22 protein-coding genes are annotated in these 24691 nt (G+C 71.7%); 11 read left to right on the forward strand and 11 right to left on the reverse strand.

The features are described from left to right. Positions 1-6799: hypothetical protein (locus tag ACK4JY_RS04680; RefSeq protein WP_409603300.1), on the forward strand; the 6799-nt coding region annotated here is incomplete at its 5' end. Positions 6800-6823: 24 nt separating this feature from the next. On the opposite strand, the gene ACK4JY_RS04685 is transcribed toward ACK4JY_RS04680, so the two are convergent. Next, positions 6824-7615 carry a hypothetical protein gene (locus ACK4JY_RS04685; protein WP_409603302.1) on the reverse strand — a complete coding sequence of 264 codons (792 nt, stop codon included), beginning with the start codon at positions 7613-7615 and terminating at the stop codon, positions 6824-6826. Positions 7616-7982: 367 nt separating this feature from the next. Next, positions 7983-8390 carry a DUF983 domain-containing protein gene (locus ACK4JY_RS04690; RefSeq protein WP_409603304.1) on the reverse strand — a complete coding sequence of 136 codons (408 nt, stop codon included), beginning with the start codon at positions 8388-8390 and terminating at the stop codon, positions 7983-7985. Positions 8391-8495: 105 nt separating this feature from the next. Between ACK4JY_RS04690 and ACK4JY_RS04695 the strand changes: the two genes are divergently transcribed. Together ACK4JY_RS04695 and ACK4JY_RS04700 are read left to right on the forward strand one after the other, a co-directional pair. Next, on the forward strand, positions 8496-9008 hold the full coding sequence (locus tag ACK4JY_RS04695) for a CinA family protein (protein WP_409603306.1): 513 nt from the start codon (positions 8496-8498) through the stop codon (positions 9006-9008). Positions 9009-9045: 37 nt separating this feature from the next. Then, positions 9046-11922: a tetratricopeptide repeat protein gene (locus ACK4JY_RS04700; RefSeq protein ID WP_409603308.1), complete on the forward strand. Its 2877-nt coding sequence runs from the start codon at positions 9046-9048 to the stop codon at positions 11920-11922. A 12-nt stretch (positions 11923-11934) separates the two neighbouring features. On the opposite strand, the gene ACK4JY_RS04705 is transcribed toward ACK4JY_RS04700, so the two are convergent. From ACK4JY_RS04705 to ACK4JY_RS04715, 3 genes are all read right to left on the reverse strand, one after another. Then, positions 11935-12213 carry an HU family DNA-binding protein gene (locus ACK4JY_RS04705; RefSeq protein WP_409603310.1) on the reverse strand — a complete coding sequence of 93 codons (279 nt, stop codon included), beginning with the start codon at positions 12211-12213 and terminating at the stop codon, positions 11935-11937. Between the two features lie 121 nt (positions 12214-12334). Further along, a complete protein-coding gene (fliP, locus tag ACK4JY_RS04710) occupies positions 12335-13150 on the reverse strand; it encodes a flagellar type III secretion system pore protein FliP (protein ID WP_409603311.1) in 816 nt (271 codons plus the stop codon). Next, positions 13147-13422 (reverse strand): flagellar biosynthetic protein FliO, encoded by a 276-nt coding sequence (locus tag ACK4JY_RS04715; protein ID WP_409603313.1) that lies wholly within the window; start codon positions 13420-13422, stop codon positions 13147-13149. The genes fliP and ACK4JY_RS04715 overlap by 4 nt, the downstream gene beginning before the upstream one ends. A gap of 174 nt (positions 13423-13596) precedes the next feature. On the opposite strand from ACK4JY_RS04715, the gene flgB reads away from it, so the two are divergent. The 3 genes from flgB to fliE all read left to right on the forward strand — a co-directional run bounded on the left by flgB (position 13597) and on the right by fliE (position 14762). Then, the gene (gene flgB, locus ACK4JY_RS04720) at positions 13597-14001 is read left to right on the forward strand and encodes a flagellar basal body rod protein FlgB (protein WP_409603315.1); all 405 of its coding nucleotides are present in this window, start codon (positions 13597-13599) and stop codon (positions 13999-14001) included. Positions 14002-14065: 64 nt separating this feature from the next. Next, the gene (flgC, locus tag ACK4JY_RS04725) at positions 14066-14452 is read left to right on the forward strand and encodes a flagellar basal body rod protein FlgC (protein WP_409603664.1); all 387 of its coding nucleotides are present in this window, start codon (positions 14066-14068) and stop codon (positions 14450-14452) included. Between the two features lie 10 nt (positions 14453-14462). Next, on the forward strand, positions 14463-14762 hold the full coding sequence (gene fliE / locus ACK4JY_RS04730) for a flagellar hook-basal body complex protein FliE (protein WP_409603317.1): 300 nt from the start codon (positions 14463-14465) through the stop codon (positions 14760-14762). Between the two features lie 4 nt (positions 14763-14766). Here fliE and ACK4JY_RS04735 read toward each other — a convergent pair whose 3' ends face one another. From ACK4JY_RS04735 to folE, 3 genes are all read right to left on the reverse strand, one after another. Further along, entirely contained in the window at positions 14767-15915 is a 1149-nt protein-coding gene (locus ACK4JY_RS04735; protein ID WP_409603319.1) for an acyltransferase family protein, read from the reverse strand. 44 nt (positions 15916-15959) lie between these two features. Continuing rightward, positions 15960-17108, reverse strand: a complete 1149-nt coding sequence (locus ACK4JY_RS04740) for a hypothetical protein (protein WP_409603321.1) — start codon at positions 17106-17108, stop codon at positions 15960-15962. 62 nt (positions 17109-17170) lie between these two features. Then, entirely contained in the window at positions 17171-17746 is a 576-nt protein-coding gene (folE, locus tag ACK4JY_RS04745; protein WP_409603323.1) for a GTP cyclohydrolase I FolE, read from the reverse strand. Positions 17747-17900: 154 nt separating this feature from the next. On the opposite strand from folE, the gene fliQ reads away from it, so the two are divergent. From fliQ to flhB, 3 genes are read left to right on the forward strand one after another with little or no spacing between them, the layout of a single operon-like run. Continuing rightward, complete coding sequence (fliQ, locus tag ACK4JY_RS04750) at positions 17901-18164, forward strand: flagellar biosynthesis protein FliQ (protein ID WP_409603325.1); 264 nt, start codon at positions 17901-17903, stop codon at positions 18162-18164. Between the two features lie 3 nt (positions 18165-18167). Next, on the forward strand, positions 18168-18938 hold the full coding sequence (gene fliR, locus ACK4JY_RS04755; RefSeq protein ID WP_409603327.1) for a flagellar biosynthetic protein FliR: 771 nt from the start codon (positions 18168-18170) through the stop codon (positions 18936-18938). Then, positions 18931-20001, forward strand: a complete 1071-nt coding sequence (flhB, locus tag ACK4JY_RS04760) for a flagellar biosynthesis protein FlhB (protein WP_409603329.1) — start codon at positions 18931-18933, stop codon at positions 19999-20001. The genes fliR and flhB overlap by 8 nt, the downstream gene beginning before the upstream one ends. Before the next feature lie 3 nt (positions 20002-20004). Here flhB and ACK4JY_RS04765 read toward each other — a convergent pair whose 3' ends face one another. Next, a complete protein-coding gene (locus tag ACK4JY_RS04765; RefSeq protein ID WP_409603330.1) occupies positions 20005-21699 on the reverse strand; it encodes a sensor histidine kinase in 1695 nt (564 codons plus the stop codon). 180 nt (positions 21700-21879) lie between these two features. Here ACK4JY_RS04765 and ACK4JY_RS04770 point away from each other — a divergent pair, with 180 nt between their 5' ends. After that, positions 21880-22326, forward strand: a complete 447-nt coding sequence (locus tag ACK4JY_RS04770) for a SufE family protein (RefSeq protein WP_409603666.1) — start codon at positions 21880-21882, stop codon at positions 22324-22326. Between the two features lie 143 nt (positions 22327-22469). On the opposite strand, the gene ACK4JY_RS04775 is transcribed toward ACK4JY_RS04770, so the two are convergent. After that, a complete protein-coding gene (locus ACK4JY_RS04775; protein ID WP_409603332.1) occupies positions 22470-23195 on the reverse strand; it encodes a DUF6456 domain-containing protein in 726 nt (241 codons plus the stop codon). After that, complete coding sequence (locus ACK4JY_RS04780; RefSeq protein WP_409603334.1) at positions 23177-23530, reverse strand: chromosomal replication initiator DnaA; 354 nt, start codon at positions 23528-23530, stop codon at positions 23177-23179. Before ACK4JY_RS04780 ends, ACK4JY_RS04775 begins: the two co-directional genes overlap by 19 nt. 283 nt (positions 23531-23813) lie before the next feature. Here ACK4JY_RS04780 and ctrA point away from each other — a divergent pair, with 283 nt between their 5' ends. Beyond that, positions 23814-24521, forward strand: coding sequence for a response regulator transcription factor CtrA (ctrA, locus tag ACK4JY_RS04785; RefSeq protein WP_409603336.1), 708 nt, complete (start codon positions 23814-23816; stop codon positions 24519-24521). The last annotated feature ends 170 nt before the right edge of the window (positions 24522-24691 follow it).

The raw sequence follows: 24691 nt of genomic DNA on the forward strand, positions 1-24691 counted from the left end.
GGTGGCGGTCTCGGCCGGCGGCCAGGGCGGGCGCGGCGGCGACGCCGACAGTCGCGGAGATACGCCCGGCGGCGACGGCGGGGCCGGGGGACGCGGCGGGGCGGTGGCCATCGTCAATCGCGCCGCCATCCAGACCGGCGGCGAGCGCGCCGGCGGCCTGTTCGCCTCCAGCGTCGGCGGCGGCGGCGGCCAGGGCGGCGCGGCCACCGCCATCTACGGCGCCTATGGCGGCGGCGGCGGGGCCTCGGCCGACGGCGGCGCGGCGACGATCGAGAATTTCGGCGACGTCGCCACCGGCGGCGGCTACGCCGCGGCGGTGATGGCCCAGTCGATCGGCGGCTTCGGCGGCGGCGGCGCGTCCAGCCTCGGCTTCTTCGGCGGAGCCTATGGCGGGGACGGCCGCAACGCCGGGGCGGGCGGCGCGGTGCGGGTCGACAACGCCGGCGACCTGACGACCGACGGCTACCAGTCCTACGGCCTGTGGGCGGGATCGGTCGGCGGCGGCGGCGGGGTCGCCGGCGGCGGCCTGGGTCTGGTCAGCCATGGCGGCACGGGCGGGGGCGGCGGCGATGGCGGCTCCGTCATCGCCTCCAACACCGGCCAGATCCAAACGCGCGGCGACACCGCGACCGCCATGCTGGTGCAGTCGGTCGGCGGCGGCGGCGGCTCGGGCGGCCTCGCCCTCGGCGCCGTCCTGACCATGGGCGGGACCGGCGGCGACGGCGGCGACGGCGGCGACGTCGCGGCCCGGCTGGCCGGCGGCCTTCACACCGAGGGCGCGGAGGCGCACGGCCTGTTCGCCCAGTCGGTCGGCGGCGGGGGCGGCTCGGGCGGCGCGGCCGGTTCGCTGTCGCTCAACCTCGCCATGGCCTTTGGCGGGCAAGGCCAGGGCGGCGGCGACGGCGGGGCGGTCAGCGTCAACGCCGGCCTCGCGGCCGATGCGCCCGGAGCGATGATCCGCACCGAGGGTGATCGTTCGGTCGGCCTGTTCGCCCAGTCGGTCGGCGGCGGCGGCGGCTCCGGCGGCCTCGGCGCGGCCCTGTCGGCCGGCTATATCGGGTCGATCAGCGCCAGCCTCGGCGGCTCGGCCGGAACCGGCGGCTCCGGCGGCGACGTCGACGTCGCCTTCAACGGCGGCGTCGAGACCTCCGGCGATTTCGCCGCCGGCCTGTTCGCCCAGTCGGTGGGCGGCGGCGGCGGCAACGGCGGCCTGTCGATCGCCGCGGCCGGCTCCGACCAGGTCGCGCTCAGCGGCGCCATCGGCGGCCGCGGCGGACGCGCCTCCAGCGGCGGCGATGTCGAGGTCCGGACCCGCGCCGACCTCGTCACCCATGGCCGGAACGCGGCGGCGCTGCAGGCCCAGAGCGTCGGCGGCGGCGGCGGCTCCGGCGGGTTCGCCGTCTCCGGCGCGGCCTCCAGCCTGACCTCCGCGACCCTCGCCCTGGGCGGCGAGGCCGGCCCGGGCGGCGACGGCGGCCTGGTGCGGGTCGATCACTTCGGCGACCTGACCACCACCGGCGACCTGTCCTACGGCCTGCTGGCCCAGTCGGTCGGCGGCGGCGGGGGGTCCGGCGGCTTCACCGCCTCAGCCTCGTTCGTCAGCGGGCCCCTGACCGCCAACCTCGGCATGTCCGGCTCTGGCGGCGGGGCCGGCCACGGCGGCGCGGTCGAGGTCGGATTCGACGGCGCGGCGACCACCGCCGGCGCCGGAGCCCACGCCCTCATCGTCCAGTCGGTCGGCGGCGGCGGCGGCGCGGGCGGGCTTACGGCGGGGGTGGCGGTCAGCCTCGCCGGCGCCGCCGTCAACGCCCGACTGGGGGGTACCGGCGGAGCCGGCGGCGACGGCGGAACCGTGACCTTCGACGGCCGCGGCGCTCTGGTCACCACCGGCGAGCTCGCCACGGGCGCGCTGATCCAGTCGGTCGGCGGCGGCGGCGGCTCCGGCGGCCTCGCCCTGGCGCTGACCGGCACCGGCGGCCGGCCCAATATCTCGGCCAGCCTCGGCGGCTCGGGCGGCGTCGCCGGCTCGGGCGGAACCGTCACCGCCCGCTTTGAGGGCTCGATCGAGACCAGCGGCGCCAGCGCCAACGCCCTGCTGGCCCAGTCGGTCGGCGGCGGCGGCGGCCAGGGCGGCTCGGCCCTGTCGCTGCAGGGCGGCGGCGGCGGCTCGTTCAACCTCAACGCCAACGCCGGCGGCTCGGGCGGGATCGGCGCCGTCGGCGGCGCGGTCGATCTGACCAGCCGCGGCCTGTTCGTCACCGGCGGCGACCTCGCCTCGGCCATCGTCGCCCAGTCGCTCGGCGGCGGCGGCGGCTCGGGCGGCGCAGCCCTGCAACTGACCGGCGGCGGCAATTGGCAGATCGACGCCAATGTCGGCGGCTTCGGCGGCTCGGGCAACTCGGGCGGCGACGTCGTCCTCGACCACAGCGGCGCCGTCCAGACCCGCGGCATCCGCGCTTATGGGGTGCTGGCCCAGTCGGTCGGCGGCGGCGGCGGCGCCGGCGGCGCGGCCCTGCGCGGCACCGGGACCAGCGCCTATCCGAGCTTCGGCTTCACCGTCGGCGGCTTCGGCGCCGACGGTTCGATCGGCGGCGCGGTGTCGCTGACCTCGGCCGGCTCGGTCTGGACCGAGGGCGACGGCTCGCACGCCGTCCTCGCCCAGTCGGTCGGCGGCGGCGGCGGCCAGGGCGGCCTCGCCGGCAGCCTCAGCGTCAATGTCCAGGGTGGCGGCAGCCTCAATGTCACCGTGGGCGGCGGCGGCGGCGCCGGGGCCCACGGCGGGGCCATCGATCTGGCCACCCGTCCGGTCGCCGGAACCGACTTCATCCGCACCCGCGGCGTCGGCGCCTTCGGCGTGGCGGCCCAGTCGGTCGGCGGCTCGGGCGGGGAGGGCGGCTTCTCCATGGCCCTGAACGGCGGACGCAGCAGCACCGCCCTGTCGGTCTCGCTGGCGGTCGGCGGCGCCGGCGGCGACGGCGCCTATGGCGGCGCCGTGGACCTCGACAACCAGATCAACGTCCTGACCGATGGCGATTGGAGCTATGGCCTGTTCGCCCAGTCGATCGGCGGGTCCGGCGGGGCCGGCGGCTCGGCCGCCGCCTTCGACATCCAGACCGGCGACCGCTCGATCAACCTGACCGGCTCGGTCGGCGGGATCGGCGGCGACGGCGCCTACGGCGGGGATATCCGCCTCGCCAACACCGGCCAGATCCGCACCGAGGGCGACAATGCGGTCGGCGTCTACGCCCAGTCGACCGGCGGCGGCGGCGGCGCGGGCGGCTGGAGCTTCGCCGGCTCCCTCTCGGCCCAGGGCGGCAAGGCCTTCAAGGTCGCCCTCGGCGGCGACGGCGGAACCGGCGGCTTCGGCGGCGACGTCCTGCTCGACAATGACGGATCGGTGCATACGGACGGCCTGATGGCCACCGCCCTGATGGCCCAGTCGGTCGGCGGCGGCGGCGGGGTCGGCGGCTTCTCGGCCGGGGCCGGGATCAACGCCGCCACCGCTTCGTCCGCCATCAGCATGCAGCTGATCATGGGCGGCGCCGGCGGCTCCGGCAACCACGGCGGCGACGTCCGCCTCGACAACACCGCGGCGCTCAGCACCTTCGGCGTCAGCTCCACCGCCATGATCGCCCAGTCGATCGGCGGCGGCGGCGGCATCGGCGGCGGCGCGCTCGGCGTCCTGCTGACCGGAAACGGCGCCCGGGCCAACTCCGGCGTCGGGGTGCTCAGCGTCAACGTCACCATGGGCGGCAATGGCGGCACGGGGGGCGACGGCGGCGAGGTCGAGGCCCGCAACAGCGGCGCGATCTGGACCCGCGCCGCCGACAGCCACGGCCTGTTCGCCCAGTCGCTCGGCGGCGGCGGCGGCATGGGCGGGGCCAGCAACAACATCAACATGATCATCGGCGAGGGCTGCGGCCTGCCCCTGGTCTGCAAGGGCAGCCCCAACGCCGGCAACAGCTCGGCCCTGTCGGCCAGCGTCGGCGGCAAGGGCGGCGTGGCCGGCGACGGCGGCGCGGTGACGGTGGCCAACAGCGGCGACCTGCTGCTGGAGCGCGAGAATTCGCTCGGCATCACCGCCCAGTCGATCGGCGGCGGCGGCGGCTTCGGCGGCAATGGCGTCATCGGCCTCGGCGGTCTGGTCCCCTCGGCGGTCGATCTGGCGGTGACCATCGGCGGCGCCGTGCCCGATTATTCGACCTTCTGGGTCACGGCCAATGTCGCCGTCGGCGGCCAGGGCGGGGCGTCCGGCGAAGGCGGCGCGATCTCGGTCGACAATCGCGGCGACATCGCCACCCTCGGCGGCTATGCCGAGGCCATCTTCGCCCAGTCGGTCGGCGGCGGCGGTGGCCGCGGCGGGGTCGGCGCGACCGGCGCCACCGGCCGCGTCGGCGTCGGCGGCCGGGGCGGCGCCTCGGGCGACGGCGGCGTCGTGGAGGTCGCCAACGACGGCGTCCTGTCGACGAAGGGTGTCGGCTCGACGGGCATCTTCGCCCAGTCCGTGGGCGGCGGCGGCGGCATCGGCGGCAATATCAACCGCGCCATGGCCGAGCCCCTCAGCGACGATCCGCGCCTCGGCTTCTACAATTTCGGCATCGCCGTCCCGATCGGCGGGGCGGGCGGGGCCGGCGGCGACGGCGGCGCTGTCACCGTCACCAACACCGGCTCGGTCCTCACCGAGGGCGAGGGCGCCGTCGGCATCTTCGCCCAGTCGGTCGGCGGCGGCGGCGGCGTGCGTGGCCGTGTCGGCATCCAGACGCCCGTGACGCCGGACATCTTCGACAGCCTCGCCAACTGGATCGGCAGCATGGGCGGGGCCGGCGACGCGGGCGCGGTCCGGGTCACGACCGGCGAGGTCGTCACCCGCGGGGCCTATGCCGACGCGGTGTTCGCGCAGTCGACCGGCGGGACCGGCGTCGGCGGCGATGTCCACGTCTCGGTTGACGGCGACGTAATGGCCTTCGGCGAGGGCGCCCACGGCGTGCGGGTGCAGAGCGCCGGCATCGCCGGCGACGGCGACATCCTCGTCGAGGTCGCGCGCGGCGCCCGGGTCTTCGGCGGCGCCGGGACGATGGCGAGCGCCGTCTGGTTCATGGACGGCGAGGCGGCGGACGGCCGGAACAGCCTGCGCAACGACGGCGTCATCGCCGCGTCCGAGGGCGTCGCCGGCTACGCCGTGCGGGGCTCGACCGCCGAAGACTCGGTGCTGAACCGGGGCCTGATCTCCGGCAACATCGACCTCGGCGACGGCGTCAACCGGCTGATCAACGAGGTCGACGGCGTCCTGTGGTCGGGTCTGGTGCTCCGCCTCGGAGCCGGCAATACGCTGCACAACGCCGGTCTGGTCTCCATCCGCGGCGACGACGTCGGCCCGACAGTTATCACCGGCGACTACGCCCAGTCGGCCGACGGGCGTCTGCTGTTCCAACACGACGCCCTGACCAGCATCGGCGACACCCTGCGCGTCGTCGGCACGGCGGCGCTTCAAGGAACCGTCGTCGCCGATGTCGCCAATCTGGACCAGCTGGCGACCGGGCGGCACGCCACAGACCTGATCTCGGCCGACCAGTTGAGCCTGTCCGGCATTTCGCTGATCGCCCCGCAGTCGCTGGTGGTCCAGTTCTCGCTCGAGGATGTCCATCACAGCCAGGGCGACCGGCTGCGTCTGGTCTATGACATCGACTATTCGCCCGACCTGCCGGGGCTCTCCGGCAACCGCGCGGCGCTCGGCGACTATATCGGCCGCATCCAGGACGCGGGCGGGACGCCGGCCTTCCGGCCGATCGCCAATCTGATCCTCCAGGTCGTCGATCCGGAACAGCTCAAGGCGCTGTACGACAATCTGTCGCCGCAGCTGAACACCGCCTCGACCTCGGCCGACTTCGGCTCGCACGCCCGCTTCTCCGACAGCCTGTTCAGCTGCTCGCCGATGAGCGGCGCCGCCCGCGTCGAGGCCGCCGACGGACGCTGTGTCTGGGGACGCGGCGGTCGGCGCGAGGTCGAGCGCGACGCCGACGCCTCGGCGTCCGGCTACGACAGCGCGATCGACACCTTCGCCCTCGGCGTCGAGGCGCCGGTGGGGGCCGGCCTGCGCGCCGGCGTCGCCCTCGGCGCTGAACGGGAAAAGGTCACCCTCGCCGACCACACCGGCACGGGCGACATCCGCCGCAGCCAGCTGGGCGCGGTGATCAAGGCCCCGGGGCGTCTGGCTGACCTCGCGGTCTTCGCCACCGTCGGCTGGTCGGAGACCGACCTGCGGCGGGGCGTGGCGATCCCGACGCCGTCGCTGGCCCGTTCGGAACAGGCGGCGACCGCCTGGGGCGTCGGCGTGCGCGCAACGGGCGACTGGGGCGACGAGTCCGGCTGGATCCGCCCGATGGCCCAGGTCGACGGCCTGGCGGTCGACCGCGAGGCCTATGTCGAACAGGGCGGCGGCCCCGGCGCCCTGTCGGTCGAGGGGGAGCGCGAGGACTACTGGCGGGTGCGCGTCGGCGTCGAGACCGGGGCCGGCCTGCCGTTCGGCGACGGCATGATCCTGCGCCCGACCGCCCGGATCGGGGTCTCGCACCGGCTCGACACCGCCCACACCGCGGTCAACGCCGGCTTCGTCAGCGCGCCGATGGGGACCGGCCTGTTCGAGACCCGGATCCAGGAGGACGAGACGGTGCTGGAGACCGGCCTCGGCCTCGAGATCTCCAGCGGCCGGGGCGGTGCGGTGCGGTTCGACTATGCGCGGCGCGACGGCGACATCACCCGCGAGCAGAGCTTCACCGCCAAACTGGTCGTGCCATTCTAGCCCGACCGGCCGCCGCCCGCGCCGTCAGACCATCCGCGGCTCGAGGGTGGCGAAGACGGCGTGGGTGGCTCCGGCCGCCTGCGCTCCCAGCGCCCGCTCCGGCCGCAGGTTGATCAGCAGGATCTGGCCGCAGCTCTGGCGCGCCGCGGCGATCAGATCGACCGCGGCCTGCCAGTCCCGGGCCCCGTCATGGGCCACCCCGGCGAAGTCGATGGCCAGGCAGCTGACCCGCGCCCCGCGCAGTCGCCGGGCCGTGTCGATGTCCGGCGCGATGTGCAGGATCAGGCCGCGCGATCCGGTTTCGAACCGGCCGGTGATGTCGTCGATCACGTCCAGCGGCGCCTGTTCCGGGCCGCCGACCACCTCGACCAGCAGGCTGCCGGGGTTGGGACTGTGCTGCGCCTCGGCGCACAGCAGGGCGTAGCTTGCGCGATTCTCGGTCAACGACCGCCAGAAGGCCGGGACGATGCCGCAGTCGCCGGGCCCCAGCCGTAGCAACTCCATGCCGTGCTGCAGGGTCAGGGCGTCGATCCGCCTCAGATCGGCCAGTTCCAGCGTCTTGCGTTCGAACAGGGTCCGCTCGCCGCAGCGGCGGATGGACCGGCGCAGCCGGCGGCTGACCGGGGTCGAGGTGGACAGCTCGAACACCGGCTGGGCCGCCAGGGTGATGGTCAGATTGGCGCGCGCCCGGGTGGCTGTCGGGAAGGTGATGCTCTCATACGGCGCCCCGAACGCGCGCCGCGTCGGCGCGCCTCCGGGGCCGACGACCGCGCGCGGACTGCCGTACCGCCGCGCCATGCCGTCTTCGTCAACCATGACTGTTCCCCCGCGTGCTTAATTTCTGCGTCTAGGGGAACAGCGTTCGATTAAAGACGTGTTTAACGTCATGATTAACCATCATGGTTAACGCAGTAATCATTTCTGGTGTGACGCGCAGAGAAGAAGAAACTGGCACGGGAGCGGCTGCCTCTCCATGGTTTCACAAATACAAGCTTAGCAGTGAAGGATGATATAGAGTCGAACCGATTTGAGTTTCGTCAAACGGTAACTCAATATAGCAAAACGACGACGGTGCGAGAATCACCACGCGCGGCGAATACAACGGCGACGCTGAGTAAAAAGAACTCAGTCTTTTAGCTTAACCGCGGGTAGTTCGTTAAGGTTGCCGCGAATTCTGGGCGTCTTACCGCCAGCGTGACCCGTCGCCGTGCTTGCCGTTGCTCTCGAACTCGGGCGGCGCGGCCTTGTGGATGTATTGTTCGGACACCAGCCAGCCCTTCAGCGGCCGCAGCACGCCGAGGCAGCCGATCACCAGCAGCGGCATGGTCACCACCATATGCACCCAGATCGGCGGGTGAACGCTGAATTCGAACCACATGAAAAGCGCCATGCCCACCACGCCGACCAGGCTCATGCCGAAAAAGGCCGGCCCGTCCGCCGGCTCGGCGAAGCTGTAGTCGAGACCGCAGGCGGGGCAGGATCCGCGAATGGTCAGATAGCCCTGCAGCAACGGCCCGACGCCGCAACGCGGGCAGCGACAGCGCAGGCCGGTCGCGAGTGTGTTCAGGCGGGGATAGTCGGGGTCGGTCACGGCGTGTCCTGACGATCGGGAGGCTTGATGTCGGCCCGGCGGACCGGCCTCGCAAGCCGTCTCATTGTCGCGGGAACGCGGGGGCGGGGCGGCCGTTGCGCCAGCATGACCGAAACCCTGAACCCCGCCCTGACCGACGACATCGAGGCCCTGGTCGCCCGGGTGCTGGAGGCGGCCCACCAGCACGGTCTCAGCCTGGCCACGGCCGAGAGCTGCACGGGGGGGCTGATCGCCTCGGTCCTGACCGATGTCGAGGGTCGGTCGCACGTCTTCGAGCGCGGCTATGTCGTTTACACCAATGACGCCAAGGCCGACGAGCTGGCGGTCCCGCTGCGGCTGATCGAACAGCACGGCGCCGTGTCCGAACCGGTGGCGAGGGCCATGGCCGAGGGCGCGCTGCGGGCCTCCGGGGCCAGTCTGGCGGTGTCCGTAACCGGCTTCGCCGGCCGCGCCGGGGACGACGACGAGCCGGGCCGGGTGCATTTCGCCCTCGCCGCGACCGGAGCGCCGACCCGGCACGAAGAGCACCATTTCGGCGACATCGGCCGGGGCGCCGTTCGGCTCGACTGTCTGCGGGCGGCCCTGCGCCTGCTGGAACAGGCGGTCACCAACCGTTAACTGCGTTGAAAGGCGGCTCGCGCGAGGGTGCGCGCGCATGTCCGGGGCCTCGACCAAACGCATCCTGCGAACCACCGCCGCCGCCGCCGCGGCCGGCGCGATCGTGTTCGCCCCGCTGGCGCCCCTCGCCCAGGAAGCGACCGCCCCGCTCGACCCGATCACCATCCGCATCGGCGCCAATGCCGAATTTACCCGCATCGAGTTCGCCGGCGTGGTCGGCTCCCGTTCGCGCGTGCGGCGCGAGGGCGACCAGGTCATCGTCCGCATCGGCTCCACCGCCGCCCCCGACGTCTCGCGTCTCAAGGTTGATCCGCCCAAGGGCGTCAGCAAGGTCGAGACCCGGGCGGTCCCGGGCGCCACCGAACTGGTCCTGACCCTGACCGAGGGGGCTGACGCCCGCTCCGGCAGCGCCGACGGGGCCGTCTATCTGAACCTCTACGCCGAGGCCCCGCCCGCCGCGGCCGCCGGGGCCAGCCCCGCCCGCGCGGTGCCGGTCGTCGCCCGGGCGACCTCCGGCAAGGTCAGCCTCGCCTTCCAGTGGCCGTCGCCGGTCGGGGCCGCCGTCTTCCGGCGCGGCGAGGCGGTGTGGATCGTCTTCGACACGCCGGCCCGACTGGACATGTCCGGCGCCGCCCAATTGGGCCCCGCCTCCGACGTCCACTGGACCGCCGGCCCCGACCACGTCGCGGTGCGCGTCGCCGCCCCCGCCGGGGCCCCGGTATCGGCCGTCGCCAGCGGCTCGACCTGGACCGTCTCGATCGGCGGCGAGCCCGTCGCGGTGGAGGGCGTCCAGGTCGAGCGCGACGACACCGGCAAGCCGGTCCTCATCGCCCGCATGGCCGGCGCCACCAAGGCGATCTGGCTGACCGACCCGCTGGTCGGCGACCGCTTCGCCGCCGTCACCGCCCTCGCCCCCGGCAAGGGCTTCGCCGCCCGCCGCAAGACGGTCGACCTGGGCCTGCTGCCGACCGCCCACGGCCTGGCGGTCGAGACCGCCGCCGCCGACCTGGCCGTCCACGCCGACGGCGATCTGGTCACCCTCAGCCGGCCCGGCGGCCTGACCCTGTCGCCCCCCTCCGCCGGCCTCGACGCCGCGCCCGCCACCGCCGGCGCCCCGCAGCGCGCCCGCCATCCCGGCCTGATCCTGACCGAATGGGCCGACCCGGGCCATGCCGGCTTCCTGGCTCGTCACCGCCAGCTTCAGGACGCCGCCTCGGCCGAGGCCGTGGCCGCCGGCGAGGACCCCCGCGCCCCGGTCGAGGCCCGCTTCGCCCTTGCCCGCTTCCTCGTCGGGTCCGGCCTCGGCTATGAGGCGGTCGGCGTGCTCAACGCCATCGTCGCCCAGGCCCCCAATATGGCCGGCGAGCCCGAACTGCGCGGCCTGCGCGGCGCCGCCCGCGCCTCGATCGGTCGCTTCGAGGAGGCCCAGGGCGATTTCGCCTCCGCCGCTGTCGCCGGCGACCCGGCCTCGGCCGTCTGGCGCGGCTATATGGCCTCGGCCCGCGGCGATCATGTCGCCGCGCGTCAGGCCTTCGCCGCCGGGGCCGAGGCCGTCGACCTCTTCCCCAAATCGTGGCGCGCCCGGTTCGGGGCGGCGCACGCCTTCTCGGCCATGGAGACCGGCGACCTCGACGCCGCCCGCGCCCTGCTGGCCTACAGCTTCAGCCAGGACGCGCCCGCCGCCGACCAGCTCACCGCCCGCCTCGTTCAGGCCCGGCTGTTCGAGCTGGACGGCCAGACCGACCGCGCGCTCGCCGTCTACAATGCCGTCAGTCGCGCCCCGCTCGACGCCGTCGCCGTGCCGGCCAAACTGGGCGTGGTCCGCCTGTCCCTCGCCAAGGGGACGATGAAGCCGGTCGCCGCCGCCGCCGCCCTCGAGAGCCTGCGCTGGCGCTGGCGCGGCGACGCCACCGAACTGGCCGTGATCCGCCAGCTGGGTCAGCTCTACCTGTCGCAGGGCCTCTATCGCGAGGCCCTGACCGCCCTGAAGGGCGCCGGGCCCGGCCTGCAGCGCCTCGCCGGCGCCTCCGAGATCCAGGCCGACCTCGGCGCCGCCTTCCGCATGCTGTTCCTCGAGGGCGGGGCCGACGGCCTCCAGCCGGTCCAGGCCCTCGGCCTGTTCTACGACTTCCGCGAACTGACCCCGATCGGCGCCGACGGCGACGAAATGGTCCGCCGTCTCGCCCGTCGTCTCGTCGACGTCGACCTGCTCGACCAGGCCGCCGAACTGCTCAAATACCAGGTCGACAACCGCCTCGAGGGCGTGGCCAAGGCCCAGGTCGCCACCGATCTGGCCACCGTCTATCTGATGGACCGTCAGCCCGAGGCGGCGCTGCAGGCGATCTGGAGTTCGCGCACCACCCTGCTGCCGACGCCCCTGAACGCCGAGCGCCGCGCGCTGGAGGCCCGGGCGCTAACCGAGCTGGGCCGCTACGATCACGCGCTTGAGGTGCTGGGCTCCGACGCCACGCCGGAAGCGCGCGATGTCCGCGCCGAGGTGCTGTGGAAGCAGGAGAAATGGGCGGGCGCGGCCGCGATCTACGAGGCCCGGCTCGGCGACCGCTTCAAGGATCCAGCGCCCCTGACGGCGGACGAGGAGGCCCGGCTGATCCGCGCCGGCGTCGGCTATTCGCTGGGCCGGGACGCGGGCGCCCTGGCCCGCCTGTCCCGCAACTACCGGCCGTTCATCGCCGGGGCGCGCGCGAAGTCGGCGCTCTCGATCGCCCTCGACACGGGGCATGGCGGGGGACCGGACGTCGGCGACTTCGCCGCCCTCAGCGCCTCGGCCGACACCTTCGCTGGCTGGGTTTCGACCATGAAGGCCGACCTCCGACGGAAAACGGGCGGAGACCGACCCGCGGCCCCCGCCCGTCCCCAGGCAGCGGCGGCGGCCCCCGCGAGGCCCGCCGCCTGACCGGTTAAGGTCTTACTTGTTGACCGCGTCCTTGAGCGGCTTCGACACGCGGAAGCGCACGGCCTTGGAGGCGGCGATCTTGATGGTCGCGCCGGTGGCCGGGTTGCGGCCCTCGCGGGCGGCGCGGGCGGCGGTGTCGAACACGCCGAGGTTCGAGATGCGAACGTCGCCGCCGGCGGTCAGCGACTTCTGGATGTTCTCGACGATGGCGGTCAGGACCTTGCCGGCGTCGGCTTGCGAAACGCCCGCGTCCTTGGCGACGGCGGCGATGAGTTCAGCTTGGGTGGTCATTGTGGGTCGTTTCCCGATTGAAGCTCGCCCCGTGATTCAGGGGCGATGACGGACGGATTGACGCCGGTTTTTCTTCCCTTGGCAAGCGGCATTGCCGTTCAAACCCCCACGGGCTGGGGATTCACCCGGATCCGGAGGCCCGCTGGAAGCTCTCGACCAGGCTCCCGGCGACCAGTCTCCAGCCGTCGACGAGGACGAAAAAGATCAACTTGAACGGCAGGGAAATCACCACTGGAGGCAGCATCATCATACCCATCGACATGAGCACGCTGGCGACCACCAGATCGATCACAAGGAACGGAACGAAAAGGAGAAATCCGATTTCGAAGGCGCGCTTCAACTCGCTGATCATGAAGGCCGGGGTGACCACCCGCAGGGGCAGGTCGGCGGCGACCGTGGCGGCCTCGATATTGGACAGTCGGGTGAACAGGGCGAGGTCGTCCGGGTCCACCTGACCGAGCATGAAAATCTTCACAGGTTCCGACGCCGCATCGAAGGCCTGGGGCAGCTCCATCTGCTGGTCCAGCAGCGGTCGGATGCCCGAATCATAGGAGTCCTGCCACGTCGGGGCCATGACGATGGCGCTCAGAAACAGGGCCAGGGACACCAGAACCGCGTTCGGCGGCGACTGCTGCATGCCGAGGGCGGTGCGCAGCAGCGACAGCACCACGATGATGCGGACGAAGCTGGTGGTCATGATCACGATCGACGGCGCCAGCGACAGCACGGTCATCAGGCCGACCAGCTGGACGACCCGCTCGGTCAGGCCCGATCCGGTGCCGAGATCGATATTGATCGCCGAGCCCGACTGGGCGGCCTCCTGCGCCAGCGTCGCCAGCGGCCACAGCAGGCAGAAGCCGGTGGTCAGCAAGGACAGAACGGCGGCGCGCTTCAGTTCGGCGCGGCTGGGCAGGACGAAGACGTCCCTGAGGGTCACGTGTCCGCCCCCGGTCCCCGCGGCTCGATCAGCTCGCGGCCCTCGCCCAGAATCAGCAGCCGCTCCTCGCCGTCGATTCGCACCAGCACCAGCCGGCGCACCGGGTCCAGCACCAGGGTCTCGACCACGGCCATGCGCCGCTCGCCGCGTTCGGCGCTGAGCCGGGCCAGCAGTTGCGGCGCATAGCGGCGCGCGGCCCAGGCGGCCAGGCCGATGATGCCGAGAGTGAAGGCGAGGGCGAAAACGGCCCGCAGCAGATCGAGAAAATTCATGCGACAGCCCCGCCGGCGAAGCATGTCCGGCGCCCCAGCCTTCGGCGATCATGGTTAACGCGGGGTTGAGATAACCTCCCATTAACCATGGAGGCGGCAGTTTCTGCCCATCGACCCGTGGGCGACTCGCGCCCGCGCCCGTCGCGTGCATCCGTGGAGAGGGAGGCAGACCCCGTGGCCATCACCGACCTGCCGCTGCTTGGCCAGATCAAGGGCCGGCTGACCTGGCTGGACGAGCGCCAGCGCGTCATCGCCGAGAACGTCGCCAACGCCGACACGCCCGGCTACGCCAGCCGCGATCTCAAACAGCCGACCGACTTCGCCGCCGCCCTGCGCGGGGGCGGGCGGCTGACCATGACCCGCACCAGCGCCATGCATATCGCGCCGGCCGGGCCGGCGGCCCGTTTCGACGCCCACAAGGCCCCCGATTCCGAGACCACGCTCGACGGAAACTCCGTCGTGGTCGAGGAGCAGATGCTGAAGATGGCCGAGAGCCGCATGGCCTATGACGCCGCCATCGGCCTCTACCAGAAGTCCATGCAGATGCTGCGCATGGCGGCCAAGGCGCCCGGGCGCTGACAGGGGCCGCTGATCCCGTGAGGAATAACCGATGACCGATCCCGTTCCGCCCCGCAACGGCGCCATGGCCGTCGCCGCCGGCGCCCTCAAGGCCCAGCAGTCGCGCATGCGGGTGATCGCCGAGAACATCGCCAACGCCAACTCCACGGCGCTGGTGGCGGGCGGCGAACCCTATCGCCGGCAGGTGCCGGTCTTCCAGGCCCGCGAGATCGACGGCGTGACCGGCGTCACCCTCGCCGAGGTCCGTCCAGACATGGGCGACTTCAAGAGCGAATACGACCCGACCCATCCGGCCGCCAACGCCGAGGGCTATGTCCTGCGCCCCAACGTCGACACCCTCGTCGAGGCGATGGACATGCGCGAGGCCCAGCGCGCCTACGAGGCCAATCTCAACGTCATCGAGACGGCGCGGTCGATGGACACCCGCACCCTCGACCTGCTCAAGCAATAGAGGCTGAACGATGAATCCCTTGATGGCGGCCAAGGCCTATGCGGCGATCCAGGGCGGGGCCACGCCGACGGCGCCGGCCGCCGCGGCGGGCGGGCCCGGCTTCTCCGAACTGCTCGGCAATGTCATGGGCGACATGACCCGGACCTCGAAGGCCGCCGAGACGCAGATGACCGCCATGGTCCAGGGTCAGGGCAGCCTGATCGATGTGGTCACCGCCGTCTCCTCGGCCGAGGCCTCGCTGGAAACCGTCATGGCCGTCCGCGACCAGGTCATCTCCGCCTATCAGGAGATCATGCGGATGCCGATCTGACGGCTCAGCCCTCCAGCGACACCACCGGCTGGGTGACCCCGCTCGGCCGCCGCGAGCGCCCCTTCAGCCAGTCGCGGATGCGTGACTGCAGCGGATTGTCGATGGCGTGGTGGAAGGCAAAGGCGAACAGAAAGGCCGCCAGCACCCCGCCGGCCCACAGCGCCCACTGCGCCGCGACCGGCAGGGCGAAGCGGGCGATCGCGACATTGGTCACGCCGAACCATGCGATCCGCACCACCTCATTGGTGATGAACATGGCGAACGAGACCTGCGCCGCCCGTTCGACCCATTTCGACGGCCGCGGCGTCGGCGTCGCGCCGGCCGCGAGGATGATGACCGCGATACAGGCCAGCGACACCAGGGCGTGCTTGTCGAAAGCCTGCACAAAGGCCAGCAGCAAGGCCGCGCCGATCCCGGCCCAGCCGGCCAGCCGCGGCGAGATCCAGACCTTCTGCGCGAACCAGGCCAGCGCCACGCCCAGCGCGAACAGCGGCAGGGCGCGGACGAAGCCATAGCCCATCGGCATCTGATAGACCGGATAACCCAGCAGGCTCCAGCTCAGCTGGTTGGCCAGCAGATAGCCGCCGACGCCCAGCGCCAGCACGCTCCACGGCCCCAGCCGCATGACGCCCTTCAGCAGCCACGGGAACACCAGATAGCAGCCGATCAGGGCCGAGATCGACCAGCTCGGCGCGTTCCAGCCATAGCCGCCGGGCACGCCGTAAGCCTGGGTCAGGGTCAGTTGCGCCCACAGCTGGTCCCAGCGGAACCACTCCGGCGAACGCGGCGCGACGCCCAGCGCCGTGCTGGCGAGGACCAGGCCGACGAGGGTCAGCCCCATCATCAGATGCGCCGGCACGACCCGCAGATACCGCTTGAGGAAGAAATCGCCGCCCGACATCCGGCCCGTCGCCACCGAGGCGCCATAGACCCGCATCAGCACATAGCCGCTGTCGATCAGGAAGAAATTGGTCAGCAGGAAGCCGCCCCGCTCGAACACCGGATGCAGTCCCTCGGCCAGGGCCACCGGCCCCGAACCCTGGAAGTGGTGCAGGATGATCAGTCCGGCCACAATGAAACGCAGGGCGTCGAGCCATCCCCCCCTGACGATGGGAAGTGTCTCATTCCGGGTCGAAATCGCCGTCCAGGCCATTGGAAACGTCTCCTTGGAGGCGAATTCCGCAAGGACCGGGCCGTTCACGGCGACGACGGCAGGCCCCAGTTCTCCGGCGCGAGCACCGCCGCGGGCAGGGCGACATCTTCCGGCGACAGCCGCCCGCGGATGACCGAGGTGGCGACGAGGTCCTGCGCCGTGTGCCCCCAGGTGGTCGTGGTCATTCTCAGCGGAACCGCGTGCTGCGTCAGGCAGAAGCTCGTGCTGCCGTCGGTCGGGTGGGGTTCCATATTGTGCCACCGGCAGGTGAGGCCGTTGATGCGGAGGGGCGCGTGACGCTCCATGAGGCGGGGTTTCATATCGTAGGCTTGCGGAGCCAGCAGGCTCAGGCGCTCGTAGCCGCCGTGCGGGTCTATCGTCAGATGGACGGAGGCACCGCTCTCGCGGTCGAGAACGCTGATGGAGCGGGGTTCATCGACCCGTTCGACTGAGCCCACGCGACGATACCTCCTCCCACTTCCTATGCGAGAGCGCTCGAGGCCGCTGCTCAGGATCACCTCGACCGAGTCCGCGCCCGCCCGGGGTCGTGACAGCGGCCAGAGCGCCGGATCCAGCAGATCGTCCGGCGGAGTCGTGAGCGTGGCCGGGACCGGCTCGCGCCGGACGCTGACGGCGCGGTGCTCGACGCGGTGGTCAGTGCGCCACAGCTCAATCCCGTCCGGCGTCAGGCAGCTTCGGCGCCAGGTATTCAGCCTCCAGACTTCGCAGGTCTCGCCCAGGATCGTGCGGCGTTCTCCCGTCGCGCGCCCGCCGTGCGGAAGCGCGCTGTTTCCGTCAGCGAACAGGAAGATCTCGCTGTAGCCTCCGCCCGGCGCGCGCTTGTAGCGGACCAACAGAGGACGGGTCAGGCTGACGTGCACATCGTTGACCAGGACCCAGTCGTCGTGGCGGCGCACCGTCCGGTGTTCGCCCGCGCCGGCGCCCACGGACTCCATGACCACCACATGATCCGGAGCCGTATGGGGCGAGAACGGCGCGACGCTGTCGAGCGGGCCGGGGTCGGCCGTCGTCGTCGGCCCGTAGGTTTCGTCCTCGACACGCCAGGGCGAGCTCATCGCGACGGCGAGGAGTCGCTGTTCATGGTCGAGGTTCGCCGGCACGAGCGGGCGCGCGGGCTCGGGCGCGTCGCCACAGCCGGCCAGAATCAGGACGAGGGGCAGCAGGCGGCGCATGGCGGCAGTCTGACGGTGTCGCGATGAAGGCGGGGTTAGCGGCAGGCTAAACGAGAGCCGGCCTACCCCCGCACCAGCCGCAGAAACTCTTCCCGCGTCCGCGGGTCGTCGCGCACCACCCCGCTCAGATGGCTGGTGGTCAGGCTGGCGCCGGGGGCGTTGACGCCGCGCAGGGTCATGCAGCTGTGCTCGGCCTCGATCACCACGCCGACCCCCTGGGGCCGCAGCACTTCCTCGATGGCGACGGCAATTTCCGATGTAAGCTTCTCCTGGATCTGCAGCCGCCGGGCGTAGCCGCGCACCACCCGCGCCAGCTTGGAGATGCCGACGACCCGGTCGGTCGGCAGATAGCCGACATGGGCCACGCCGACGACCGGCAGCATGTGGTGCTCGCAGAAGCTGACGAAGCGGATGTCCTTCAGCACCACCAGTTGGTTGTAGCCGCCGACCTCCTCGAAGGTCCGCTCCAGATAATCGCGCGGGTCGACCTCATAGCCGGCGAACAGCTCCTTGTAGCTGCGCGCGACGCGGGCGGGCGTGTCCAGCACCCCCTCGCGGTCGGGATCGTCCCCGGCCCAGCGGATCAGGGTGCGAACGGCGGCTTCGGCCTCGGCCTGGGAGACGGTGGTGTCGGTCATGCCGCACCCATACATGCATCTCCCCCTGTGCGAGAAGGCGGACCTTCAGTCACATGGCGAGGCGCGTCGCTAACGGCCCGTTAACCACGCTCCCGGCATTTTCTGCCCGGTAGTGAAGGGCCCGCCATGGGCCCGCGTAGTCTCGGGGCGTGGAATGAACGGCGCGGAAGTTCTGGATGTGGGTCGCGACGCCCTGTGGCTGACCATCCAGCTGTGCGCGCCGATCCTGATCGTCGGCCTCGTCGTCGGCGTCGTCATCGGCCTGTTCCAGGCCCTGACCCAGATCCAGGAACAGACCCTGGTCTACGCCCCCAAGATCATCGCCATCTTCGTCTCCCTGCTGCTGTTCCTGCCGCTGATGGGGGCGCTGCTGGGCGGTTTCATGCGGACCATCGCCGCGCGCATCGCCGGCATGTAGGGCGTGGAGCCCTGGGCCACCGCCGATCAGGTCTGGCAAGGGGCCCTGATCTTCGCCCGCATCGGCGCCATCCTGCTGATGCTGCCCGGCGTCGGCGAAAGCTATGTTCCGCCGCGCATCCGCCTGTCCCTGGCCCTGCTGATTTCGCTGGTGCTGTGGCCGCTGGTCGTCGGCAGCCTGCCGGCCCTGCCGGCCACCTTGGGCGGCCTCGCCGGCTGGATCATCCGCGAAGTGCTTGTCGGCCTCGCCATCGGCGCCCTGCTGCGCAGCTTCCTGACGGTGCTGGCCACGGCCGGCGAGGTGGTGGCGCTGCAGACCACCCTGGCCTTCGCCCAGACCGCCAATCCGATGCAGGCCCAGCCGGGCAGCACCATCTCGGCCTTTCTGATGCTGCTCGGCACCACCCTGATCTTCGCCACCAACACCCATCACCTGTTCATCGCCGGCCTCGTCGGCTCCTATGAGCTGATCGCCCCGGTCCGGCCGCTGGTCACCGAGGACTTCGCCACCATGGCCGTCCGCACGGTCGGCGACGCCTTCATGCTGGGGGTCCAGCTGTCGGCGCCGGTGCTGGTCTTCGCCATCATCTTCAACCTGGCGTCAGGCCTCGTCGGCCGGGTCATGCCCGCCTTCCAGGTCTATTTCGCCGCCGCCCCGCTCAGCATCATCCTGGGCCTTTCGATCTTCGCCCTCAGCCTCGGCGTTCTGGGCACGGTCTTCATCGACCGCTACCGCGCCCTGGCCAATGTCTTCGTCGGAGGCGCCGGTGGCTGACGCGCCGGATCCCGACTCGAAGACAGAAGAGGCGACACCGCGAAAACTCGCGGATGCGCGCAAGAAGGGCGATGTCGCCAAATCGCCCGATGTCGCCGCCGCCCTGTCGTTGATGGGCGCGGCCGCCGTCGTGCTGATGTCCGGCGGCTGGTTCGCCACCTCGATCGCCAACCAGCTGCTGCCTTTCATCGCCGAGCCGCACGCCATGACCGGCGGCCTCGAGGCCGGGGCCGGCGTCGAGATCGGCGTCCGCGCCCTGTGGGCCGTCGCTCCCTTCCTCGGCGCCGTCATGCTGGCCACCATTCTCGGCGGCGCCGGCGGCAACATGGCCCAGTCCGGCCTGCTGTTCACCGCCGAAAAGCTCAAGCCCGACTGGTCCAAGGTCAGCCCGCTGAAGGGCTTCAAACGCATCTTCGGCCCCGACGGCCTGGTCCAGTTCATCAAGACGTTCCTCAAGCTGATCGCCGTCGGCGTGATCTGCTGGCTGGTGCTCAAGCCGCATGTGCGGGAGCTCGAAAACCTCGCTGCCATGTCGCCGGCCCTGATCCTGCCGTTCGCCCGCGACCTCGCCATCGCCCTGATGGTGTCGGCCCTGATCTTCCTCGGCTTCACCGCCGGGGCCGACTACATCTGGCAGCGCTACCGCTTCGCCGAGCGGATGAAGATGACCAAGGAAGAGACCAAGGAGGACTACAAACAGTCCGAAGGCGACCCGCATGTGAAGGCCAAGCTGAAGCAGATCCGGGCTCAGCGCAGCCGCCAGCGGATGATGCAGAACGTGCCCAAGGCCACGGTCATCGTCACCAACCCGACCCACTATTCCGTGGCCCTGCGCTACGAGGCCGGCGACGCCGCTCCGGTCTGCGTCGCCAAGGGCGTCGACACCCTCGCCCTGCGCATCCGCGAGGTGGCCCGCGAGCACAAGGTGCCGATCGTCGAGAACGTCCCCCTGGCCCGCGCCCTCTACGCCGCCGTCGACATCGACGAGACCATCCCGCGCGAGCATTTCGAGGCCGCCGCCCGCGTCATCGGCTTCGTCATGCAGAAGCGGAGAGGGTGGTAGGGCCTATTTCCCGCCCGCCAGCGGCAGCGGGATGATCTGCGCCCCGCCCTCGTGCGCGACCCGCGCCACCTGAACCACCGGCAGGCGCACCGTCACCGCCGTGCCTTCGCCCAGGGTGCTGTCGATACTCATCCGCCCGCCGTGCAGTTCGGCGAAGGCGCGCACCAGCGACAGGCCCAGACCCGTGCCCTGACGCCGCTGCTCGATCGCTCCGGCCTGTTCGAACGGCCGGCCCAGCCGCCGCACATCCTCGGGCGCGATGCCCACGCCGGTGTCGGCGACGACGATCTCCAGATAGGGCCCGACGGCCTCGACCGTGACCGTCACCGTTCCGCCGGCCGGGGTGAATTTCACCGCATTGGACAGCAGGTTCAGCGCGATCTGCCGCACCGCCCGCTTGTCGGCCGAGACATCGACCGGCTCGGCCGGCAGCACCCCGGACACCGACACGCCCTTGTCCTCGGCCGTGACCCGCACCAGGGCGATGGCGGCCGAGACCAGTTCGCGCGCGTCGAACCGCTCCAGCGTCAGCACATAGCGTTCGGCCTCGATCTTCGACACGTCCAGCACGTCGTTGATCAGCTCCAGCAGATGCCCGCCGGCCTCGTGGATATTGTCGACATAGGCGGCGTAGCGGTCCGGCATCGGTCCGAACAGCCGCTGGCGCATGATGTCCGAGAAGCCCAGCACGGCGTTCAGCGGCGTCCGCAACTCATGGCTCATATTGGCGAGGAAGCGGCTCTTGCCCGCCTCGCGCGCCTCGGCCTCGGCCCGCGCCGTCTCCAGCCCCAGTTCGCGGACATACTGGCCGGTGCCGTCGAAGGCCTGGGCGATCAGCCGCGGCGCCTCATGCCCCGGCTCGTCCAGCCGCCGCAGGATCAGCTGCACCCGCCGGTCCAGCGCCATACGCGGGGCGAAGGTGGCCGAGGCGTCCTGCCCCTGCAGCGCCCGGTCGATGGCGGCCAGCAGGCGAGGGCGGTCGGGCGCGTGCGCCGCCGCGATCAGTCCCAGTTCGAACAGGGGGTCGACCGGCAGGGCCGGCGGCGGCGCGCCATAGGCCGCCAGCACCCGGCCGGAGCGCTCCAGCACCAGCGTCAGTCCCGGCTGGGCCGCCAGCAGCCGTTCGACCCTTGCCGCCGCGCCCTCCGCCGCCGCCAGCCGCGCCTCGCCCTGCCGCCACGACAGCCGCACGGCCAGGGCCGCGGCCCCGGCGGTCAGGGCAGCCGAAATCGCCGCCAGCACGGGCAGGTGCGGGCCCGCCACGCCCAGCCCCGCCGCCGCCAGTCCGGCGAGGGCGGCGAAGGCCACCGCCAGCGCTCCGAACTGCACCCGCCGCACCCCGCCCAGCGCCAGTCCGGCGGTCAACGGCAGGAAGACAAACCCCGCCAGCGGTCCGGTCAGCCCCCCCGACAGACTCGCCGCCACCGCCGCCGCCAGCCCCCACAGCCCCAGCAGCGTCATCCGCTCGGCGCCGCCGTCGCGCTGCAGCAGCGCCAGCCCCGCGACCCCGGGCACGACCATCGCCAGCACGCCGTAGAATACCGGCCCCTCGACCCCGTCCAGCCAGCGGGCGCCCAGCGCCAGCAGCGCCGCCGCCACGGCCCAGCCGGCGTGCCAGGCGGCCAGCGCCGGAAGGTCGCCGCCGGGCTCTCGCGCGGTCGGCGTCTCCGGGGCGGCGGTGTCGGCGGCGGGATTCAAGGGCGGGGCGGACCATGGCGGACGACGGGACAGGGACGCCCGGCCGTCGAGCCTAGCCCCGCGGGCGAGTCGTCCAAAGCGCACACCCGTCACAGGGGAGCGCCGCGACGGCCGGCGGCCCGAAATCTGGGGAGCGACGGCGTGGTTGTCGTTAACGCCGGCGCGGCCTATCTGCCCCCGATGCACGACCCCGACGCCACCATCGACGCCGCCCTCGCCGAACTGGTCGAGGAGTTCGACCTGCTCGGCGACTGGGAGGGCCGGATCGAATACGTCATTGAGCTGGGCAAGGACCTCGAACCCCTGCCCGCGGCCGATCGCACCGAGGCCAACAAGGTGCCCGGCTGCGCCGCCCAGGTCTGGCTCGCCGTCCGGCGCGAGGGCGACCGCCTGCATTTCCGCGCCGACAGCGACAGCGCCCTGTCCAAGGGCAATATCGCCCTGCTGCTGCGCCTGTACTCCGGCCGCATCCCGGCCGAGATCCTCGCCTTCGACGCCCGCGCCGCCCTCGACCGCCTCGGCCTGCCCTCGGCCCTGACGCGCCAGCGCGCCAACGGCCTCAACAGCATGGTCGGCCGCATCCGCGAGGCGGCGCTGGCGGCTCAGGGATTAGGGATTAGGGATTAGGGATGAGGGATGAGGGATGAGCGATCCGGGACTGGGGCTCGGCGTGGCGGGACTTCTTGCGGCCAAGGCCAAGCTGCGGGCAGTCCAGTCACTGCCCCAATCCCTAATCCCTCATCCCTCATCCCTCATCCCTCATCCCTCCCTCACCCCATCCCGTAATACCCCGCCAACGCCCGGAGCCCCGCCTTCAGCACCGCCTTGCCCGACCGGCGGCGCAGACCCAGGTCCTGCTCCGCCGCCTGCAGGGCGCTGGCGTGGACGCAGACCGCCTCGACCATCCGCCGTCCCGGCCCGCAGGCGGCCAGCGCCGCCTCGACCCGCCGCGCCGCCGCCATGGCCCGGTCGCCCGGCTCGACCCGCGCCGCCGAGCCGCCGCCGGCGCGGGGCAGGGCGTCCCAGCGCATCGTCAAGGACGGTCCGGCGAGGGCGATCTCGGCGTCGGCCGCCAGCCGTTCGGCGGCCGCCCGCTCAGCCCGCTCGATCCACGGCCGTCCGTCCGCGTCGCGTCGCCCGGACAGCCAGGCGATCGGCGAGACCGTCAGATTGGCGCGGTGCGACCGCATCCGGCCGTCGCCGTCCATCACCGTCCGCACGCCCTCGGTGACCCCCGGCCGGCCGGCCGCCGGCGCCTCCGCCTGGGCAGGGTTCGTCCGCGCCGTCCAGCCTCCGCCCGGCCGGGCCTTCAGCCCCGGATCGTCGACCAGCCGTCGCCAGCCCGCCTCGTCCAGCCTCATCAGCACCCGCGCGCGCCGGTCCCGGCCGACGCGCAGCGCATAGCCGCCGTCGCCCGCCGCCTCGATCCAGCCGCCCGGCCGCGCCAGCAGCCGCCGCGCCCGCCGGTCCTCGCCGCTCATGCGGTCAGCTCGCACGCCGGCGCCTCCAGCACCGCCCGGGCGCTCTGCTCCAGTCGGTCCAGCAGGTCGTCCAGCGCCGGGAGGTCGCGCCCGTCCTCGGCCCAGCGGCAGGCGGCGGCCGCCGTCGCCCGGTTCAGCCCGAAGGCGTGGCCAACCCGGTCCATCGGCCAGTTGAAGGTCACATAGGCCAGATACATCGCCAGCCAGCGGGCCCGGCACGCCCGACCTTCCAGCCGCGCCTGCGTCTCCATCCGTTCGCGCGGCACGCCCGTCGAGGCCGAGACCAGCTGCAGGGCCAGTCCCGCCCGGATCCGGTCCTCGCGCCAGATTTTCGCCAGTGCTTCGTCCACCACGTCTCTCCCATTCTGCGGACCCAGCGGCGACGGGTCCGGAATAGGAATATATGTCTACGATCCGTCGAAATCGGACGTATCAGACACGCGGGGCGGCAATTCGTTAAAATTCGCGCGCCGTTGACTCGCGACTCTCGACGCCGATTCGCAAATCAGCCTACGATTCGTTTTGGGACAGGCGTTAACCCTTCTTAAGGTTTTACCCGGTTAACGTTCGAACAAGGTTACCCGGAAACGGGTCAGTCATACTCAAGCTTAAGCTCTGCCTTGGAGGGCATCAATGCGCGTCCTGCTTATCGAAGATGATCATGCGACCGCGCAGAGCATCGAGCTGATGTTGAAGTCGGAAGGCTTCAACGTCTACACCACCGACCTCGGCGAGGAAGGCATCGATCTCGGCAAGATCTATGACTACGACCTGATCCTTCTCGACCTCAACCTGCCCGACATGAACGGCCTTGAGGTTCTGCGCCAACTGCGCGTCGGCAAGGTCAATACGCCGGTGATGATCCTGTCCGGCTCCTCCGAGATCGAGACCAAGGTCAAGACCTTCGGCGGCGGCGCCGACGACTACATGACCAAGCCCTTCCACAAGGACGAACTGATCGCCCGCACCCACGCCGTGGTGCGTCGCTCCAAGGGTCACGCCCAGGCCATCATCCACACCGGCGAGATCGCCGTGAACCTGGACGGCAAGACGGTCGAGGTGAACGGTCACCGCGTCCACCTGACGGGCAAGGAATACCAGATGCTGGAGCTGCTCTCGCTCCGCAAGGGCACCACCCTGACCAAGGAAATGTTCCTCAACCACCTGTACGGCGGCATGGACGAGCCCGAGCTGAAGATCATCGACGTCTTCATCTGCAAGCTGCGCAAGAAGCTGGCCACGGCCGCCGGCGGCAAACACTACATCGAGACCGTCTGGGGCCGCGGCTATGTCCTGCGCGACCCGTCGGAATCCTCGGCGCCGATCACCGTCGCGGCCTAGGTCGGCTCAAGCCGCGAGCCTCCGCGAGGCGAGCGATAGCCCACAACGACGAACGCCCGCCGGATCGCTCCGGCGGGCGTTTTTTTCGCGCCCCGTGAAGGTGCGATCGAACAGTCGGCCGGTCGAGGGCGCTCTCATGGACCGATGTAATTCGGCCCTTATACCGACGG

The organism is Brevundimonas sp., from assembly GCF_046295595.1.
Lineage (GTDB): Bacteria > Pseudomonadota > Alphaproteobacteria > Caulobacterales > Caulobacteraceae > Brevundimonas.

Bases quoted from the DNA above. Each gene is read 5' to 3' on its own strand.
- ACK4JY_RS04685 (WP_409603302.1), bottom strand. From the start codon at position 7,615: ATGGTTGACGAAGACGGCATGGCGCGGCGGTACGGCAGTCCGCGCGCG.
- ACK4JY_RS04700 (WP_409603308.1), top strand. From the start codon at position 9,046: ATGTCCGGGGCCTCGACCAAACGCATCCTGCGAACCACCGCCGCCGCC.
- ACK4JY_RS04695 (WP_409603306.1), top strand. From the start codon at position 8,496: ATGACCGAAACCCTGAACCCCGCCCTGACCGACGACATCGAGGCCCTG.
- ACK4JY_RS04705 (WP_409603310.1), bottom strand. From the start codon at position 12,213: ATGACCACCCAAGCTGAACTCATCGCCGCCGTCGCCAAGGACGCGGGC.
- fliQ (WP_409603325.1), top strand. From the start codon at position 17,901: ATGAACGGCGCGGAAGTTCTGGATGTGGGTCGCGACGCCCTGTGGCTG.
- flgC (WP_409603664.1), top strand. From the start codon at position 14,066: ATGGCCGTCGCCGCCGGCGCCCTCAAGGCCCAGCAGTCGCGCATGCGG.
- ACK4JY_RS04715 (WP_409603313.1), bottom strand. From the start codon at position 13,422: ATGAATTTTCTCGATCTGCTGCGGGCCGTTTTCGCCCTCGCCTTCACT.
- fliE (WP_409603317.1), top strand. From the start codon at position 14,463: ATGAATCCCTTGATGGCGGCCAAGGCCTATGCGGCGATCCAGGGCGGG.
- ACK4JY_RS04770 (WP_409603666.1), top strand. From the start codon at position 21,880: ATGCACGACCCCGACGCCACCATCGACGCCGCCCTCGCCGAACTGGTC.
- ACK4JY_RS04735 (WP_409603319.1), bottom strand. From the start codon at position 15,915: ATGGCCTGGACGGCGATTTCGACCCGGAATGAGACACTTCCCATCGTC.
- ACK4JY_RS04740 (WP_409603321.1), bottom strand. From the start codon at position 17,108: ATGCGCCGCCTGCTGCCCCTCGTCCTGATTCTGGCCGGCTGTGGCGAC.
- ctrA (WP_409603336.1), top strand. From the start codon at position 23,814: ATGCGCGTCCTGCTTATCGAAGATGATCATGCGACCGCGCAGAGCATC.
- folE (WP_409603323.1), bottom strand. From the start codon at position 17,746: ATGACCGACACCACCGTCTCCCAGGCCGAGGCCGAAGCCGCCGTTCGC.